13 protein-coding genes and 3 pseudogenes are annotated in these 15,096 nt (G+C 67.3%); 12 read left to right on the top strand and 4 right to left on the bottom strand.

What is annotated here, in order from left to right:
* The first annotated feature begins 5 nt into the window (after positions 1 to 5).
* From dapB to QP029_RS12245, 7 genes and pseudogenes are all read left to right on the top strand, one after another.
* Positions 6 to 752: a 4-hydroxy-tetrahydrodipicolinate reductase gene (dapB, locus tag QP029_RS12275; RefSeq protein ID WP_284874548.1), complete on the top strand. Its 747-nt coding sequence runs from the start codon at positions 6 to 8 to the stop codon at positions 750 to 752.
* Between the two features lie 2 nt (positions 753 to 754).
* The gene (gene thyX / locus QP029_RS12270) at positions 755 to 1,513 is read left to right on the top strand and encodes an FAD-dependent thymidylate synthase (RefSeq protein ID WP_284874547.1); all 759 of its coding nucleotides are present in this window, start codon (positions 755 to 757) and stop codon (positions 1,511 to 1,513) included.
* Positions 1,514 to 1,572: 59 nt separating this feature from the next.
* Positions 1,573 to 2,482, top strand: a pseudogene (dapA, locus tag QP029_RS12265) (4-hydroxy-tetrahydrodipicolinate synthase).
* Positions 2,483 to 2,583: 101 nt separating this feature from the next.
* Positions 2,584 to 4,613: pseudogene (locus QP029_RS12260) on the top strand (ribonuclease J).
* Between the two features lie 47 nt (positions 4,614 to 4,660).
* A complete protein-coding gene (locus QP029_RS12255; RefSeq protein WP_284874546.1) occupies positions 4,661 to 5,287 on the top strand; it encodes a TIGR03085 family metal-binding protein in 627 nt (208 codons plus the stop codon).
* An 85-nt stretch (positions 5,288 to 5,372) separates the two neighbouring features.
* Positions 5,373 to 8,329 (top strand): annotated as a pseudogene (locus QP029_RS12250) (FtsK/SpoIIIE family DNA translocase).
* 170 nt (positions 8,330 to 8,499) lie between these two features.
* The gene (locus QP029_RS12245) at positions 8,500 to 9,600 is read left to right on the top strand and encodes a TerC family protein (protein WP_284874545.1); all 1,101 of its coding nucleotides are present in this window, start codon (positions 8,500 to 8,502) and stop codon (positions 9,598 to 9,600) included.
* A gap of 19 nt (positions 9,601 to 9,619) precedes the next feature.
* Here the strand turns inward: QP029_RS12245 and QP029_RS12240 are convergent, their stop codons facing one another.
* Positions 9,620 to 9,913: a YciI family protein gene (locus QP029_RS12240; protein WP_284874544.1), complete on the bottom strand. Its 294-nt coding sequence runs from the start codon at positions 9,911 to 9,913 to the stop codon at positions 9,620 to 9,622.
* A 68-nt stretch (positions 9,914 to 9,981) separates the two neighbouring features.
* Here QP029_RS12240 and pgsA point away from each other — a divergent pair, with 68 nt between their 5' ends.
* From pgsA to QP029_RS12215, 5 genes are all read left to right on the top strand, one after another.
* Positions 9,982 to 10,551, top strand: a complete 570-nt coding sequence (pgsA, locus tag QP029_RS12235) for a CDP-diacylglycerol--glycerol-3-phosphate 3-phosphatidyltransferase (protein WP_284874543.1) — start codon at positions 9,982 to 9,984, stop codon at positions 10,549 to 10,551.
* Positions 10,548 to 11,015, top strand: coding sequence for a CinA family protein (locus QP029_RS12230; protein WP_284874542.1), 468 nt, complete (start codon positions 10,548 to 10,550; stop codon positions 11,013 to 11,015). The genes pgsA and QP029_RS12230 overlap by 4 nt, the downstream gene beginning before the upstream one ends.
* Positions 11,016 to 11,059: 44 nt before the next feature.
* Positions 11,060 to 11,392 (top strand): helix-turn-helix domain-containing protein, encoded by a 333-nt coding sequence (locus tag QP029_RS12225; protein WP_284874541.1) that lies wholly within the window; start codon positions 11,060 to 11,062, stop codon positions 11,390 to 11,392.
* A gap of 106 nt (positions 11,393 to 11,498) precedes the next feature.
* Entirely contained in the window at positions 11,499 to 12,320 is an 822-nt protein-coding gene (locus tag QP029_RS12220; RefSeq protein WP_284874540.1) for a PspA/IM30 family protein, read from the top strand.
* 73 nt (positions 12,321 to 12,393) lie between these two features.
* A complete protein-coding gene (locus QP029_RS12215) occupies positions 12,394 to 12,918 on the top strand; it encodes a YceI family protein (RefSeq protein ID WP_284874539.1) in 525 nt (174 codons plus the stop codon).
* Positions 12,919 to 13,114: 196 nt separating this feature from the next.
* Here QP029_RS12215 and QP029_RS12210 read toward each other — a convergent pair whose 3' ends face one another.
* The 3 genes from QP029_RS12210 to QP029_RS12200 are packed head-to-tail and all read right to left on the bottom strand — an operon-like array spanning position 13,115 to position 15,003.
* Positions 13,115 to 13,726, bottom strand: a complete 612-nt coding sequence (locus tag QP029_RS12210) for an energy-coupling factor transporter transmembrane component T family protein (protein ID WP_284874538.1) — start codon at positions 13,724 to 13,726, stop codon at positions 13,115 to 13,117.
* Positions 13,723 to 14,412: an energy-coupling factor ABC transporter ATP-binding protein gene (locus QP029_RS12205; RefSeq protein ID WP_284874537.1), complete on the bottom strand. Its 690-nt coding sequence runs from the start codon at positions 14,410 to 14,412 to the stop codon at positions 13,723 to 13,725. Before QP029_RS12205 ends, QP029_RS12210 begins: the two co-directional genes overlap by 4 nt.
* On the bottom strand, positions 14,413 to 15,003 hold the full coding sequence (locus QP029_RS12200) for a biotin transporter BioY (protein ID WP_284874536.1): 591 nt from the start codon (positions 15,001 to 15,003) through the stop codon (positions 14,413 to 14,415).
* Positions 15,004 to 15,096 lie beyond the last annotated feature (93 nt).

Genomic DNA, 15,096 nt, shown 5'->3' with positions numbered 1-15,096 from the left:
GCAGCATGACGATCAGGGTTGGAGTTCTCGGGGCGAAGGGTCGCGTCGGGTCGGCCGTGTGCGAGGGCGTGGAGGCCGCCGACGATCTGGAGCTGGTGGCCCGGGTCGACCACGGGGATGACCTCCAGGTGCTGGTGGACAATGAGGTGCAGGTCGTCGTGGACTTCACCACCCCGGGTGTGGTCATGGACAATCTGGAGTTCTGCATCGGCCACGGGATCCATGCCGTGGTGGGTACCACCGGTTTCGATGAGGAGCGGCTGACCCAGGTCCGCGAGTGGTGCGGTGCCGAGGGTGCGGGGCATGTGCTCATCGCCCCGAACTTCGCCATCTCGGCGGTGCTGGCGATGGCCTTCGCCACGCAGGCGGCTCGATTCTTCGACTCCGCCGAAGTCGTCGAGTACCACCACCCGAACAAGCTCGACGCCCCCTCCGGCACGGCGATCCACACTGCGCGGGGCATCGCCCAGGCGCGGAAGGACGCCGGCCTCGGCCCGATCCCGGACGCCACCGAGCAGACCCTCGACGGTGCCCGCGGCGCGGACGTCGACGGGGTGCGGGTCCACGGCGTGCGCATGACCGGCATGGTCGCGCACGAGGACATCATCTTCGGCGCCCAGGGCCAGACCCTGACCATCCGCCAGGACTCCTATGACCGCACCTCCTTCGTCCCCGGTGTGCTCGTCGGCGTGCGGGAGATCGCCTCCCATAAGGGGCTGACGGTGGGGCTCGACTCCTACCTGGAGATCTGACGGTGGCCATCCCTGTGGAGCTGGACGTCCAGCTCATCGCCGCCACTGAGTTCCGCGCACCCACCGGGGTGGACTGGCAGGTCGACGAGACCGCGACGGATGCGGAGGCGCTCGTCGAGTTCGCCGGTCGGGCATGTTACGAGACATTCGACAAGCCCAACCAGCGCACCGCCGCCAACGACGCCTACCTGCGCCACATCATGGAGGTCGGGCACCACGCCCTCCTGGAGCACCCCACCGCGACGTTGTACATCCGGGGGATCTCCCGCGCGGCGACGCACGAGCTCGTCCGGCACCGCCACTTCAGCTTCTCCCAGCTCTCGCAGCGTTTCATCCATCCGGACGACTCCGAGGTGGTCCTCCCGCCGCTTATCGCGGGCGATCCGGAGCTCCGCGAGCTCATGCTGCGTGCCGTGAACGAGTCCCGGTTCGTCTACCAGGAGCTTCTCGACGCCCTCGAGGAGAAGCTCGCCGACGAGCCCAACGCCCTGCTCCGCAAGAAGCAGGCGCGCCAGGCCGCACGGAGCATCCTGCCCAACGCGACGGAATCGCGCATCGTGGTCACCGGCAACTTCCGTGCCTGGCGCCACTTCATCGGCGCCCGCGCCACCGAGCATGCGGACGTGGAGATCCGGGCCCTGGCCGTCGCGTGCCTGCGCGCCCTGTCAGCCCAGTCGCCGGTGTTGTTCTCCGACTTCCAGATCTCCACGCTGGCGGACGGCTCCGAGATGGCGGTCAGCCCCTACGCAACCGGGCTGTAGCCCGGTCGTGTCCGAGTCGATGCGCCTGTTCGGGTGCCGAGCGGGTACCCTTGACGCTCATGAGTACAGGTTTGACAGCGAAGACCGGAGCCGAGCACTTCGGTACCGTCTGCGTTGCCATGGTCACCCCGTTCGACCGTGACGGCGCACTTGATATTGACGCTGGACGACGCCTCGCCGCGCATCTGGTCGACAACGGCCTTGATCTCGTTGGTTCTCGCGGGAACCACCGGGGAGTCTCCGACGACCACCGTCGCGGAGAAGTTGAACCTGCTCAAAGCTGTGAAGGAGGAGGTGGGGGACCGCGCCAAGCTCATCGCCGGCGCGGGAACCAACAACACCGCGGCCTCCATCGAGCTGGCACGGGCCTCGGCCGACGCGGGCGCAGACGCCCTGCTGGTGGTCACCCCGTACTATTCCAAGCCCAGCCAGGAAGGCCTCTTCCAGCATTTCTCGGCCGTCGCAGGCGCCACGGATCTGCCGATCTGCCTGTACGACATCCCGCCGCGTTCCTCCATCCCCATCGAGGCGGACACGATCCGCCGCCTGGCGGAGGTCCCGACGATCCTCGCCGTCAAGGACGCGAAGGGCAACATGGCCGAATCTGCCCAGCTCATGCACGAGACCGGCCTGGCCTGGTACTCCGGCGACGATCCGCTGAACATCCCGTGGCTGTCTCTCGGCGCCTCCGGGTTCATCTCCGTCGTCGGGCATGCCGCCCCGGGTCCTCTGCGTGAGCTGTACACGAGTTTCGAGGAAGGCGACCTCGCCCGCGCGCGGGAGATCAACGCCACTGTTCTTGCCCCGCTGATCGAGTCCCAGGCCCGCCTGGGTGGTGTCAGCATGGCCAAATCTGCTCTGCGTCTGCAGGGCTTCGAGGTGGGGGATCCCCGGCTGCCTGTCGTCGCGCCTGACGAGCAGGAGATCGCGGACCTCCGCCGTAACATGGAAAAGGCTGGAGTCCTTTAAATATGACTGAATCCCGTAATCGTCCCAGGAAGGTCAGCCGCAAGGCCGGCCCGCCGGAGGCCACCACCACCGGCTCGCCCGTCTTCCAGGCACCTGAAAAGGTGACGAACGGCGACGCCACCGGTGCGTCCGCCGACACCGCCGAGAAGTCGGCCCCCGCCAACAACTCTTCCGAGAACTCCGGGGCCCGCGACAACGGTGACAACAACCGGAACGGCGGCGACGGCAACAACCGCGGTCGCAGCGCCAACAAGCGCGGCGGCGGCCGCGGGGTCGCGGTGACCGTGGTGGCCGCAACGGCGGCAACCAGAACAACCAGGGACAGGACCAGAAGGGTGGCGGCCGCGGTCGTCGCAACGTGGTCAAGTCCATGCAGGGCGCTGATCTGACCAAGCGTCTGCCGGAGCCGCCGAAGGCCCCGAAGAACGGCCTGCGCATCTACGCGCTCGGCGGTATCTCCGAGATCGGCCGCAACATGACGGTCTTCGAGTACAACAACCGTCTGCTGATCGTCGACTGCGGTGTGCTCTTCCCGTCCTCGGGTGAGCCGGGCGTCGACCTGATCCTGCCGGACTTCGGTCCCATCGAGAACCACCTCGACCGCATCGACGCGCTCGTGATCACCCACGGCCATGAGGACCACATCGGTGCGATCCCGTGGCTGCTCAAGCTGCGTGCGGACATCCCGATCCTCGCCTCCCGCTTCACCGCCGCCCTCATCGCGGCGAAGTGCCAGGAGCACCGCCTGCGTCCGAAGCTCATCGAGGTCAACGAGCAGTCCGACGAGAACCGCGGCCCGTTCAACATCCGTTTCTGGGCCGTCAACCACTCCATCCCGGACTGCCTGGGCCTGGCCATCAAGACGGGTGCCGGCCTGGTCATCCACACCGGCGACATCAAGCTGGACCAGACCCCGACGGACGGTCGCCCGACCGACCTGCCGGCCCTGTCCCGCTTCGGTGACGAGGGCGTGGACCTCATGCTCTGTGACTCCACCAACGCCACCACCCCGGGTGTCTCCGGCTCGGAGGCCGACGTCGCCCCGACCATCAAGCGCCTGGTCATGGAGGCCAAGCAGCGCGTCATCCTCGCCTCCTTCGCCTCCAACGTCTACCGCGTCCAGGCGGCGGTCGACGCCGCCGTGGCCGCCGGCCGCAAGGTCGCCTTCAACGGCCGCTCCATGATCCGCAACATGGAGATCGCCGAGAAGATGGGTTACCTCAAGGCCCCGCGCGGGACCATCGTCTCCATGGACGACGCCTCCCGCATGGCGCCGCACAAGGTCATGCTCATCACCACCGGTACCCAGGGCGAGCCGATGGCGGCCCTGTCCCGCATGGCCCGTCGTGAACACCGTCAGATCACCGTCCGCGACGGCGACCTCATCATCCTGTCCTCCTCGCTCGTCCCGGGCAATGAGGAGGCCGTGTTCGGTGTCATCAACATGCTCGCCCAGATCGGCGCGACCGTGATCACCGGCAAGGACGCCAAGGTCCACACCTCCGGCCACGGTTACTCCGGTGAGCTGCTGTTCCTCTACAACGCGGCCCGCCCGAAGAACGCCATGCCGGTCCACGGCGAGTGGCGCCACCTGCGCGCCAACAAGGAACTGGCCATCTCCACCGGTGTCGACCGGAACAACGTGGTCCTCGCGCAGAACGGCGTCGTCGTCGACCTCGTCGACGGCCGTGCCCAGGTGGTCGGTCAGCTGCCCGTCGGTCATCTCTACGTCGACGGCACCAAGATGGGTGACGTGGACGCGGACGTGCTCGCGGACCGTACCAGCCTCGCCTCGGGTGGTCTCATCAACATCACCGCGGTGATCGACAACCGCACCGGCCGCCTCATGGAGGCGCCGCGGGTGGACACCAAGGGCTTCTCCGACGAGTCGCGCACCATGATGCCGGAGGTCAAGGAACTCGTGGAGACGGTCATGAACGATCTCGCCGCCGAAGGCGAGAACGACCCGTACCGCATGGTCCAGCAGCTGCGTCGCAAGGTCTCCCGCTTCGTGGAGCAGAAGTGGCGTCGTGAGCCGATGATCCTGCCGACGGTCGTCCCGATGTCCTCGGACCTGGACCACCACATCGACGACGACGAGGTCCACGCCTCGGCCCGCCCGTCGCTGTAGTTTCCGGCCACACCCTCTCATGCACCCCAGCACCTATGCTGGGGTGCATGACTTTTTCCAGCGCTGAACGACGCCGCCTGGCCGACCTGTTCCTCGAGCTCGGCCCCGACGCACCGACCCTGTGCGAGGGCTGGACCACCAAGGACCTGGCTGTCCATCTGCTCCTGCGGGAGACCAACCCGATGGCCGCCGCCGGAATCATCGCCCCGGCCGCCCAGGGTCTGGTGGACAAGGCCACCCGCAAGGAGGAGCAGCGGGACTACGCTGACATTGTCCGCGACTGGGGTGAGGGCCCGGGCCGGTTCAACCCTGTCCGCTACATCGACCCGGTGATGAACACCGCCGAGCATTTCATCCATCACGAGGACGTTCGTCGGGGTGGGGGAGTCGTGGAGCCGCGCGACTTCAGTGCGGCGGTCAACGGGCAGCTGTACAAGACGTTGAAGATGATCGCCCCGCGGATGCTGGCCAAGTCGGCTGTCCCGGTGATCCTCCTGCCGACGGATCAGCCGCGTATCGTCACCGCCGATAAACGGGGAGTCTCACCCGACGGGGACGCTGTGGTCCGGGTCAGTGGTGACGTCGGCGAGCTCCTGCTGTGGGTCTACGGCCGGGAGGCGGTGGAGGTGACCGTCGACGGGAACCCGGAGGACATCCACCGATCAAGCCTCTGACCTTGATTGGCCGGGGCGAAATTCTGCCTGTGGTTCCGGTGTGGCTAATGTGATTAGTGGGGTGGGAGCCACTACAGTGGGGGCCATGTCTGTTCGAAGCTCGTCACCACGATCGACCAAGCGCTCCCCGGCCCGCGCCCGCGACAAGGGGCGGTCGGCCGACCGCACCCGTCCCGCCGGGTCCTCCCGCGCCCGGTCGAGCGCTCAGACGGCGCCCACCACGACCGCGTTCCGCGCTGCCGAGACCTCCGAGGAGAGGACCGGCAGCGCTTTCCGTGCGGTCGGGGACGGCCTCGGAGCCATCTTCGGTGCGTCGGCGCGAGGGGTGGGCAACCTCACCCGTGGGGCGGGTCGTCTCGGCCGACGCCGGGATGACGACTACTACGAGGAAGAGGACACCACCACGGTGATCGACAAGCAGGCCGACAGTCCGGACGACACCGCAGATTCCCGCGCGGAGGCCGACCTCGACGGACTGGCCCTGCTCCTCATCGGTCTGGCCGCCGTGCTCGGCGCCTCTGTGTGGCTCGACATCGCCGGTCCCATCGGTGCCGCGATCTCCACGGCGGCACACCTGGCCATCGGTGCGGGCGCCCTGGTGCTGCCGGTCGCCCTCGTGGGCGCGGCCATCGCCCTCATGCTCAATCTGCGTCAGGCCCCGGGGACCGCTCCCGCATAGCCGTGGGCACCGTCCTCATCGTCGTGGCCATGCTCGGACTCGTGCACCTGTTCGCCGGCAACCCCGCCGACTGGGAGGGGCGACTGACCGCCGGTGGCGCGATCGGTGCATGGACCGGCGGGCTGCTGGCCGCGGGATTCAGCGCCTACGTGGCCATCCCGCTGCTCATCCTCGTCATCGTCTACGGTGCCCTCAAGGTCACCGGCATCACCACCCGCCAGGCCGTTGACTTCCTCCGCGAGCAGATCAACGAGTCCCGCCGCCGCATCGGCGACGACGGTTACGCTGACGAGGATGACGATGACCTCTACGGCCACGTCGCCGACGACATCGAGGACCTGGCCGAGGGGCGCGAGCGCACCCCCCGGGCGCTCCCGGAACGCCGTTCCACGCCGCGGGCACTGCGGGCACCGAGAGCGGAGCGGGCAGAGCGACCCACGCGGGCGTCGATAAGCACTCCGTTGGACAACTACCCCGTCGAGGAGCCGGACAACGAGGGGGAGTTCGAGCACGACACGCAGCACACGCTGTTCAACACCCCCGTCACGGGTGCGGCGAAGGACATCTCCGACACCGACGAGTTTCCGGCCGTCACGGATACCCCGGATGCGGTGGACACCTCCCGGGAGGCGATCCGCCAGGCGATTGTCGCCCGTTCCGGTATCGACGCCGCCGCCATCCCCGCCGCCACCCCGAAGTCCGAGCTGGAGAAGGACGTCCCCGTCCCCGAGGCCCGCCAACCGGAGAGCGAGAGCGACTACCAGCTGCCGAGCACCGACCTGCTCGTCGCCGGTGCACCGCCGAAGACCCGCACGGAGACCAACGACCGGATGATCGAGGCGATCACCGACGTGTTCACCGAGTTCAAGATTGACGCCACCGTCACCGGCTTCTCCCGCGGCCCGACGGTCACCCGCTACGAGGTCGAGCTCGGCCCGGGTGTCAAGGTCTCCAAGATCACCAACCTGCAGTCCAACCTCGCCTACGCCGTGGCGACCGAGAACGTCCGACTGCTCACCCCGATCCCGGGCAAGTCCGCCGTCGGTATCGAGGTGCCCAACCTCGACCGTGAGATGGTTCGTCTCGCCGACGTGCTCAATGCGCCGGCGACCCGGGGCAACCACGATCCGATGCTCATCGCGCTGGGCAAGGACATCGAGGGTGAGTTCGTCTCCGCCAGCGTGCAGAAGATGCCGCACCTGCTCGTCGCCGGCTCCACCGGCTCGGGTAAGTCCGCGTTCGTCAACTCCATGCTCGTCTCCCTGCTCACCCGGGCCACGCCGGAGGAGGTCCGCCTCATCCTCGTCGACCCGAAGATGGTGGAGCTGACCCCCTATGAGGGCATCCCGCACCTGATCACGCCGATCATCACCCAGCCGAAGAAGGCCTCGGCCGCGCTGCAGTGGCTCGTCGAGGAGATGGAGCAGCGGTACATGGACATGAAGTCCGCCCGCGTGCGTCACATCAAGGACTACAACCGCAAGGTCAAGGCCGGTGAGATCCAGGCGCCGCTGGGCTCCCAGCGTGAGTACCGCCCGTACCCGATGATCGTCTGTGTCGTCGACGAGCTCGCCGACCTCATGATGACCGCCCCGAAGGAGATCGAGGAGTCGATCGTCCGCATCACCCAGAAGGCCCGTGCGGCCGGTATCCACCTGGTCCTGGCCACGCAGCGACCCTCCGTCGACGTGGTCACCGGTCTGATCAAGACGAACGTGCCCTCCCGCCTGGCGTTCGCCACCTCCTCGCTCACCGACTCCCGCGTCATCCTCGACCAGGCCGGCGCCGAGAAGCTCATCGGCATGGGTGACGCACTGTTCATCCCCCAGGGTGCGGGCAAGCCGCAGCGCCTGCAGGGCTCCTTCGTCACCGACGAGGAGATCCAGGCGGTCGTCGAGGCCGCCAAGAATCAGGCCGCCCCGAACTACACTGAGGGTGTCACCGAGGACAAGGCCGCCGACGCCAAGAAGGACATCGACGAGGACATCGGCAAGGACATGGATGACCTGCTCGAGGCCGTCGAGCTCGTGGTCACCTCCCAGCTGGGCTCCACGTCCATGCTGCAGCGGAAGCTGCGTATCGGCTTCGCCAAGGCCGGCCGGCTCATGGACCTCATGGAGACCCGCGGCGTCGTCGGACCCTCCGAGGGCTCCAAGGCCCGCGACGTGCTGGTCAAGCCGGAGGAGCTGGACACGATCCTGTGGATGATCAAGGGCGCCGACCCGGCCGACGCGCCGAAGGACCTCGACGACGGATACGGCGACGACCTCGGCGCCGCCGTCTCCGGTGATGACGGCAGCGACGGTGGCAGCCCCGGCGATGTTCGCGTCGTCCAGGCCAACCCCGCCGGTGGGGTGTTCTGAGCCACAGGCGTGCTATAGTCGGCGATTGTCATGGAGGGGAGTACCCCGAAAACGGCACAGATCGTCAACACGGATTCCCCGCGGGGAGCCCGGTCGTGCCGGCCCGGTAGCGGGTGGGGGAGACCTCCGGTCATTTTTTCTACCCTTTCAACGACCGGAGGATCAATACCTTGACTGTCCCATTGTGGATCTGGATCGCCACCATTGTGGTGATCGCCGGATTCTTCATCTTCGACTTCTACTCCCACGTCAAGACCCCGCACGAGCCAACCCTCAAGGAGTCGGCGTGGTGGTCCGCGTTCTATGTCGGCCTGGCCCTGTTGTTCGGCGTCTTCGTCTACTTCATGTGGGACCACCAGCACGGCGTGGAGTATTTCACCGGCTACGTGACGGAGAAGGCCCTGAGCGTGGACAACCTCTTCGTCTTCGCCCTCATCATGGGTGCCTTCAAGATCCCGCGGAAATACCAGCAGAAGGTGCTGCTCATCGGCATCGCCCTGGCGCTGATCTTCCGCCTGGTGTTCATCCTCCTGGGTGCCGCCGTCATCGCCGCCTGGTCGGACGTGTTCTACCTGTTCGCCATCTTCCTGCTGTGGACCGCCATCAAGCTCATCTGGGATGAGGCGACCGACGCCCCGGAGACCGACCCCAACGACATGCGCGTGATCAAGTGGCTGCGCAAGGTCGTGCCGGTCACCCCGGGTTACCACGGTGACTCGCTGACCACCCGTTTCCACGGCAAGTTCGCGCTCACCCCGCTGTTCGTGGCGCTGGTGGCCATCGGCATGGTGGACATCATGTTCGCCTTCGACTCCATCCCGGCGATCTACGGCATCACCACCGAGGCGTACCTGGTGTTCACCACCAACGCCTTCTCCCTCATGGGTCTGCGCCAGATGTACTTCCTGCTCGACGGCCTGCTCGACCGCCTGGTGTACCTGCCGTACGGCCTGGGCCTCATCCTCGCGTTCATCGGCGTGAAGCTGCTGCTGCACGCCCTGCACGAGAACAACCTGCCGTTCGTCAACGGTGGTGAGAACGTCAGCGTGCCGGAGATCCCGACGGAACTGTCCCTGGTGGTCATCGTCGGCATACTCGTGGTCACCGTCCTGCTGTCGCTGTGGCGCAACAAGTACGACCAGGCCCAGGGCGGTATCGACACCCGCGTCCGTGCGGAGGAGTGGGACCACGAGCTCACCGACGAGGAGATGTACGACCAGGTGCCGGACGCCCCCGAGGGGCGCGGCGGCTCCGGCAGCACCCGCCTCTAGTTCCTCAGCTGCTCAGCAGCTACTCAGCGAAGACGTTGAGCACCGGGTTCCATTCCCGGATCTCGCGTCCGGCCAGGGCCCCTTCCTGCTGGAAGGGGTCCTGGTCCATGAGTGCCTCCGCATCGGCGACGGTGGCCGGCTCGGGCAGACGGATGATGATGAGCGCGCCGCCGAGCCCGTCGGTGTACGGGCCGGAGCCGACCAGAATGTTCTCGTCGCGCAGACCGCCGAGCCAGGCCCGGTGCTCAGGGCGCAGGGTGATGATCTGTTCGGAGTCGCCGGCGTAGAGGTAGTGGACAGCAAAGTAGTTCATGACCGGGATTCTAGGCCGGTGGCGGTGCCGACGCGGTCGGATCACCCCGCCGGGGTAGGGTGTGTGGCGTGAATGCAGCAACCCCGTCCCCCGCGAGCACGCCGAGCAACCTCAATCTGCCGAACGTGCTCACCAGCCTGCGGATCCTGTTCATCCCGGTGTTCGCGTGGCTCGTGCTCAAGGGGGACGACCAGCACACCACGTGGATGTGGTGGTCCTTCGGTGTCTTCGCTGCACTGATGTTCACCGACAAGCTCGACGGTGACATCGCCCGGGCGCGGGGGCAGATCACGGACTTCGGCAAGATCGCCGACCCCATCGCGGACAAGGCCCTCATGGCCGCCGCTCTCATCTGCCTCAACATCACCGGTGCGCTGCCCGTGTGGATCACGGTGGTCATCCTCGTCCGCGAGTTCGGCATCACCTTCTGGCGCATGTACATGCTGCGCCGCGGCCTGGTCGTCCCGGCGAGCAAGGGCGGCAAGGTCAAGACCGTCCTGCAGTCCCTGGCCGTCGCCCTCTACCTGGTCCCGTTCCCGTCTTGGATGGACATCCCGACGATTGCGGTCATGCTCGCCGCCGTCGCGGTCACCGTGGTCACCGGTGTCCAGTACCTGCTGGACTCCCGACAGAAATGATCGCCCGGCTGCTTGTCGACGCCCTCCGTACCCGGCGTCTGACCGTTTCCTTCTGCGAGTCCCTCACCGCCGGCCTCACGGCCGCGACCCTCGCCGACGTCCCCGGCGCCTCCACCGTCCTGCGGGGCGGCCTGGTCACCTACGCCACCGACCTCAAACACAGCCTGGCCCGCGTTCCCCAGGAGCTTCTCTACGCCCACGGCCCTGTCGCCGAACCCACCGCCGCCGCCATGGCCGCCGGATGCCGCTCCGTGTGCGGCTCTGACTGGGCCGTGGCACTGACCGGCGTCGCCGGCCCCGACACCCAGGACGGTCACCCCGTCGGCGAGGTGTGGCTCGCCTGGGCGGGGGACGGGGGCGTCGATACGCAGCAGCTGGCGCTGAGCGGCACCCGCCGGGAGATCCGGGAGCAGGCCGTCGAGGCCGCGTTGGCCGGCCTGCTGGCCCGGGTGGAGAAAAGGTGAACGGACGGGGAACAAACCGGGACCGTGCGTCGTTATACCGGGTAATGGTTACCACCGCTGTTCTTCACACTCCGATCACCCCGTCCCGCACCACCTCCGGACCCGCTCCCGAGCTGCTGCTGCGCGAGGCACTCGGTGGTGCGCTGCGGGCCTTCCGGGCCGACAAGGGCATCACACTGCGGGAGCTCGCCGAAGCCGCCCGGGTCTCGCCCGGCTACCTCTCCGAACTGGAACGAGGCCGCAAGGAAGTCTCCTCCGAACTTCTCGCCTCGGTCTGCCATGCCCTGGACACCTCCGTCGCCGACGTACTCATTGAGGCCGCCGGTTCCATGGCCCTGCAGTCCGTCGCGGAAGAGCTGGCACACGAGGCCATGTAATGCCCGAGTAGCACCCACGTACAGGTCACTGCTCCGCTACCATGGTGGCGACAGAGGACATGTGCCCTCACCCGATAAACAACATTTAGGAAGGTCCCGATCCGACATGGCTAACCCCTTCGTCAAGGCATGGAAGTACCTGATGGCACTCTTCGACTCGAAGATCGAGGAGAACGCCGATCCGAAGGTGCAGATTCAGCAGGCCATCGAGGATGCCCAGCGCCAGCATCAGGAGCTGTCCCAGCAGGCCGCCGCCGTGATCGGCAACCAGCGCCAGCTGGAGATGCAGCTCAACCGCCGCCTGGGTGAGATCGAGAAGCTGCAGGCCAACACCCGCCAGGCCCTGCAGCTGGCCGACAAGGCCCGCGCCGAGGGCGACGAGAAGAAGGCCGTCGAGTACGAGAACGCGGCCGAGGCCTTCGCCGCTCAGCTAGTCACCGCAGAGCAGTCCGTCGAGGACACCAAGCAGCTGCACGACCAGTCCCTGCAGCAGGCCGACCAGGCGAAGCAGGCCGTCGAGCGCAACGCCATGGCACTGCAGCAGAAGGTCTCCGAGCGCACCAAGCTGCTTTCCCAGCTGGAGCAGGCCAAGATGCAGGAGAAGGTCTCCGAGTCCCTGCAGTCCATGAACGCCATCACCAACGGCTCTACCCCGAACCTGGACCAGGTGCGCGAGAAGATCGAGCGCCGTTACGCCAACGCCCTCGGCCAGGCCGAGCTGGCCCAGAACTCCGTCGAGGGCCGCATGGCGGAGGTCCAGCAGGCCGGTATCCAGATGGCCGGGCACTCCCGCCTCGAGCAGATCCGCGCCGAGATGCAGGGCGGTGGCCAGCTCACCTCCGGACAGAACCCGGCCATCGAGGGCGGCGCCGCAGCCCCCGCCGACGATGCCGCGGCCCAGCGCATGCGCGAGCTGCGCGGCGAATAGCCCCGGAACAATGTCAACCCGCACACCGACCGACCGGTGTGCGGGCTGTGTCGTGCGTACGTAGCCTGGGGCCATGACCACATATCACTTGGACCCGGCCCTGTCCCAGATCGCCTTCGAGGTGCGTCACGCGATGATCACCCGCGTGCGAGGCCTGTTCACCGACGTGGAGGCGACGGTCGTCAACGACACCGTTCAGGCCACCATCGCCGTCGCCTCCCTCGACTCCGGTGTGCGATACCGAGATGACCATCTCCTGGCCGGTGACTTCTTCGACGCCGTCACCCACCCCGAGATCACCTTCCGCTCCACCGAGGTCGAGCGCGACGGGGACGGTGACCGGGCGCGGGTGGTCGGCGAGCTGACGATCAAGGGGATCACCCGGTCGGTCACCCTGGAGGTCATCGACATCGCCGAAGCCGACGTTCCCGTGCCGGCCACCGGAGAGATCGAACACCGACTGGGATTCCGTGCCACCACGACGATCAACCGGAAGGATTTCGGCATCGCCTTCCACGCGGAACTTCCCGGCGGTGGCCTGCTGCTTTCCGACGACGTCCGCATCGAGATCGACGGATCAGCCGTTCAGGCCCCTTGACGTGGGCCCGGACACAGTAAAGGTGAGCCGCATGAGTCTTGTCACGCAACTTGCCACCCAGTTCAAGTTCCTCCTCATCGGCGGAGGGATGATCCTCTCCTCACTCGCCGGCATACCGATGCCGCAGTAGGGGAACCAGAAAGATTGGGCCCCACGGGTGTCGTCAGCCAGACCACTGTGTCTGAGGCGGCCGGCGTCAGTCCGCGGCACCCCGGGCGATGAGCGCTTCCGCGAGCAGACGCGCCCGACGGATGGAACGGACCATCACCGGCGTGCCGAACGCCGTGACGGAGAACCCGGCACCGCGCGCCTTCCGGGCGGCCAGCACGTCCTGGACAGTCGCCAGCTGCAGCGGGATCAGCCGCAGGGTCAGCGAAACCGCCAGAGAGATCGTCTCCACCGGCAGGCCGAACCGCTCGAAGGGGGACAGGCCACGTTCAATCGCGGCCATCAGTTCGGCGATGCTCGTGGTCAGTGTGAGCAGGGCGGCGGCGGCCACCGAGGCGAGCAGGATGAGCACCGTCGTGGCGGCGAACTCCCACCCCCGCTGCCACCACTGGAACGCGCCCAGGACCAGCAGAACGGGCAGAACGGGCAGTGTCTGCCCCAGTGCCGTGCGCACCGGTATCCGGGCGACGATGTAACCGGCCACCACCACCGCGAGCCAGGCTGCGGCCACGAGCGGATCCTTCACCAGGATGGTTGAGGCGAGGATGAACACCAGGAGCAGGATGAACTTCCCGCCGGCCGGAAGTTGATGGATGGGGGAGTCACCGGGCAGGTACACTCCGAGCGGAATGTTCCTCATGTCAGCATGAGTTCCCGGTAGTGAGCGCAGACCTCGGCGGGGTCACCGTCGGCGACGATGCGGCCGTTGTCGAGGCAGAGGACCCGGTCGAAGCCGTCGAGGATGTCCAGATCATGGGTGACCACGATGAGCTGCTGGTCGAGGGCGGCGAATTCCCGGGCGATCCGGGCGCGGTTGCGCAGGTCCAGCAGGGTTGTCGGCTCGTCCGCGATGATGAGGTCCGGTTCGATGACCAGGACTGCCGCCAGGGCGAGCAGCTGCTTCTGGCCGCCGGAGAGGGTGTGCGGTGAGTTGTCGGCGAGGTCCTCGAGGCCGAAGCGGGCCAGGGCGGCGTCGACACGCGTGTCGCGCTCGGCGCGGGCGAGTTTCAGGCGACGGAGGGAGAAGGCGACGTCGTCACGCACCTGGGGCATGACGATCTGATTCTCGGCGTCGGAGAAGACGAATCCGACGCGGCGGCGAATGTCGCGGCCATGTCGGGCGACATCGACGCCGTCGACGAGCACGCGGCCGGAGGTCGGCTCGCCGAGGCCGTTGATGAGCCGGGCCAGGGTGGATTTCCCGGACCCGTTGGCGCCGATGATGCCGATGCGGTGCTCGGTCAGCGACAGGGAGATCCGGGCGAGGGTGGGGTGGGTGTCGCCGTCGAAGGTGGCGGAGACGTCCTCGAAGGTGACGGTGGGCATTTACTTCCTGCGGGCCAGCAGATCGGGGAACGCGGCGTGGATGCCCAGGGCGATGACGACCATGACGGCGAACTTGGCCACGTCCGGGACGAGGAACGCACCCTGTGCGATGATCGCCTCCGTCAGGCTCATGCCCGCGCGCCACACCAGGCCGAGAGCGCCGCAGAGGTACTGGACCAGGAGGCCGACGACGGCCGCGAGAGTGAACCAGCCGATCTGCCCGCCCCGCTTCCTCGGCCGCGCCCGGTAGGCCATGACGCCGGCGACGCCCGCGGACAGGAGGTAGCCCACCAGGTACCCGACGGTCGGGCCGGCCAGTGCCGCCAGGGTGGTGCGACCGCCGGCGAGCACCGGCAGGCCGATGAGACCGAGGAAGAGGAACAGGGCCGCGGCGAGGAAGCCGCGACGGCCGCCGAGGACCAGGCCGGCGAGGACGATGGCGGCGTTCTGCAGCACGATGGGCAGGCCCGCCGCACCGACGGGGATGGCGACGAAGGCCAGCACGATGATGAGTGCGGCGAACACGGCGATGTAGGCGAGATCCTGCACGCCGGACCGCGAGGACGTACGGCCGGATACTGTTGTTGTCATGGTGCGAAAGCCTAACACTGAACATTGTTCAGCCACCACATCGGGTGTTTTGAATGGCGTTCAAGTGGGTGGTTCCGGAAGTGCGGGGTGCGT

Origin of the sequence: Corynebacterium suedekumii (assembly GCF_030252185.1) — a bacterium.
GTDB classification, from domain to species: Bacteria; Actinomycetota; Actinomycetes; order Mycobacteriales; family Mycobacteriaceae; genus Corynebacterium; species Corynebacterium suedekumii.
The sequence above is the reverse complement of the archived record's forward strand: the minus strand, read 5'-3'. Positions and strand labels throughout refer to the sequence as shown.

Coding starts and splice junctions, on each gene's coding strand:
- QP029_RS12240 (WP_284874544.1), bottom strand. CDS start 9,913: ATGAACTACTTTGCTGTCCACTACCTCTACGCCGGCGACTCCGAACAG.
- QP029_RS12225 (WP_284874541.1), top strand. CDS start 11,060: ATGGTTACCACCGCTGTTCTTCACACTCCGATCACCCCGTCCCGCACC.
- QP029_RS12230 (WP_284874542.1), top strand. CDS start 10,548: ATGATCGCCCGGCTGCTTGTCGACGCCCTCCGTACCCGGCGTCTGACC.
- QP029_RS12210 (WP_284874538.1), bottom strand. CDS start 13,726: ATGAGGAACATTCCGCTCGGAGTGTACCTGCCCGGTGACTCCCCCATC.
- QP029_RS12255 (WP_284874546.1), top strand. CDS start 4,661: ATGACTTTTTCCAGCGCTGAACGACGCCGCCTGGCCGACCTGTTCCTC.
- QP029_RS12205 (WP_284874537.1), bottom strand. CDS start 14,412: ATGCCCACCGTCACCTTCGAGGACGTCTCCGCCACCTTCGACGGCGAC.
- QP029_RS12200 (WP_284874536.1), bottom strand. CDS start 15,003: ATGACAACAACAGTATCCGGCCGTACGTCCTCGCGGTCCGGCGTGCAG.
- QP029_RS12215 (WP_284874539.1), top strand. CDS start 12,394: ATGACCACATATCACTTGGACCCGGCCCTGTCCCAGATCGCCTTCGAG.
- dapB (WP_284874548.1), top strand. CDS start 6: ATGACGATCAGGGTTGGAGTTCTCGGGGCGAAGGGTCGCGTCGGGTCG.
- QP029_RS12220 (WP_284874540.1), top strand. CDS start 11,499: ATGGCTAACCCCTTCGTCAAGGCATGGAAGTACCTGATGGCACTCTTC.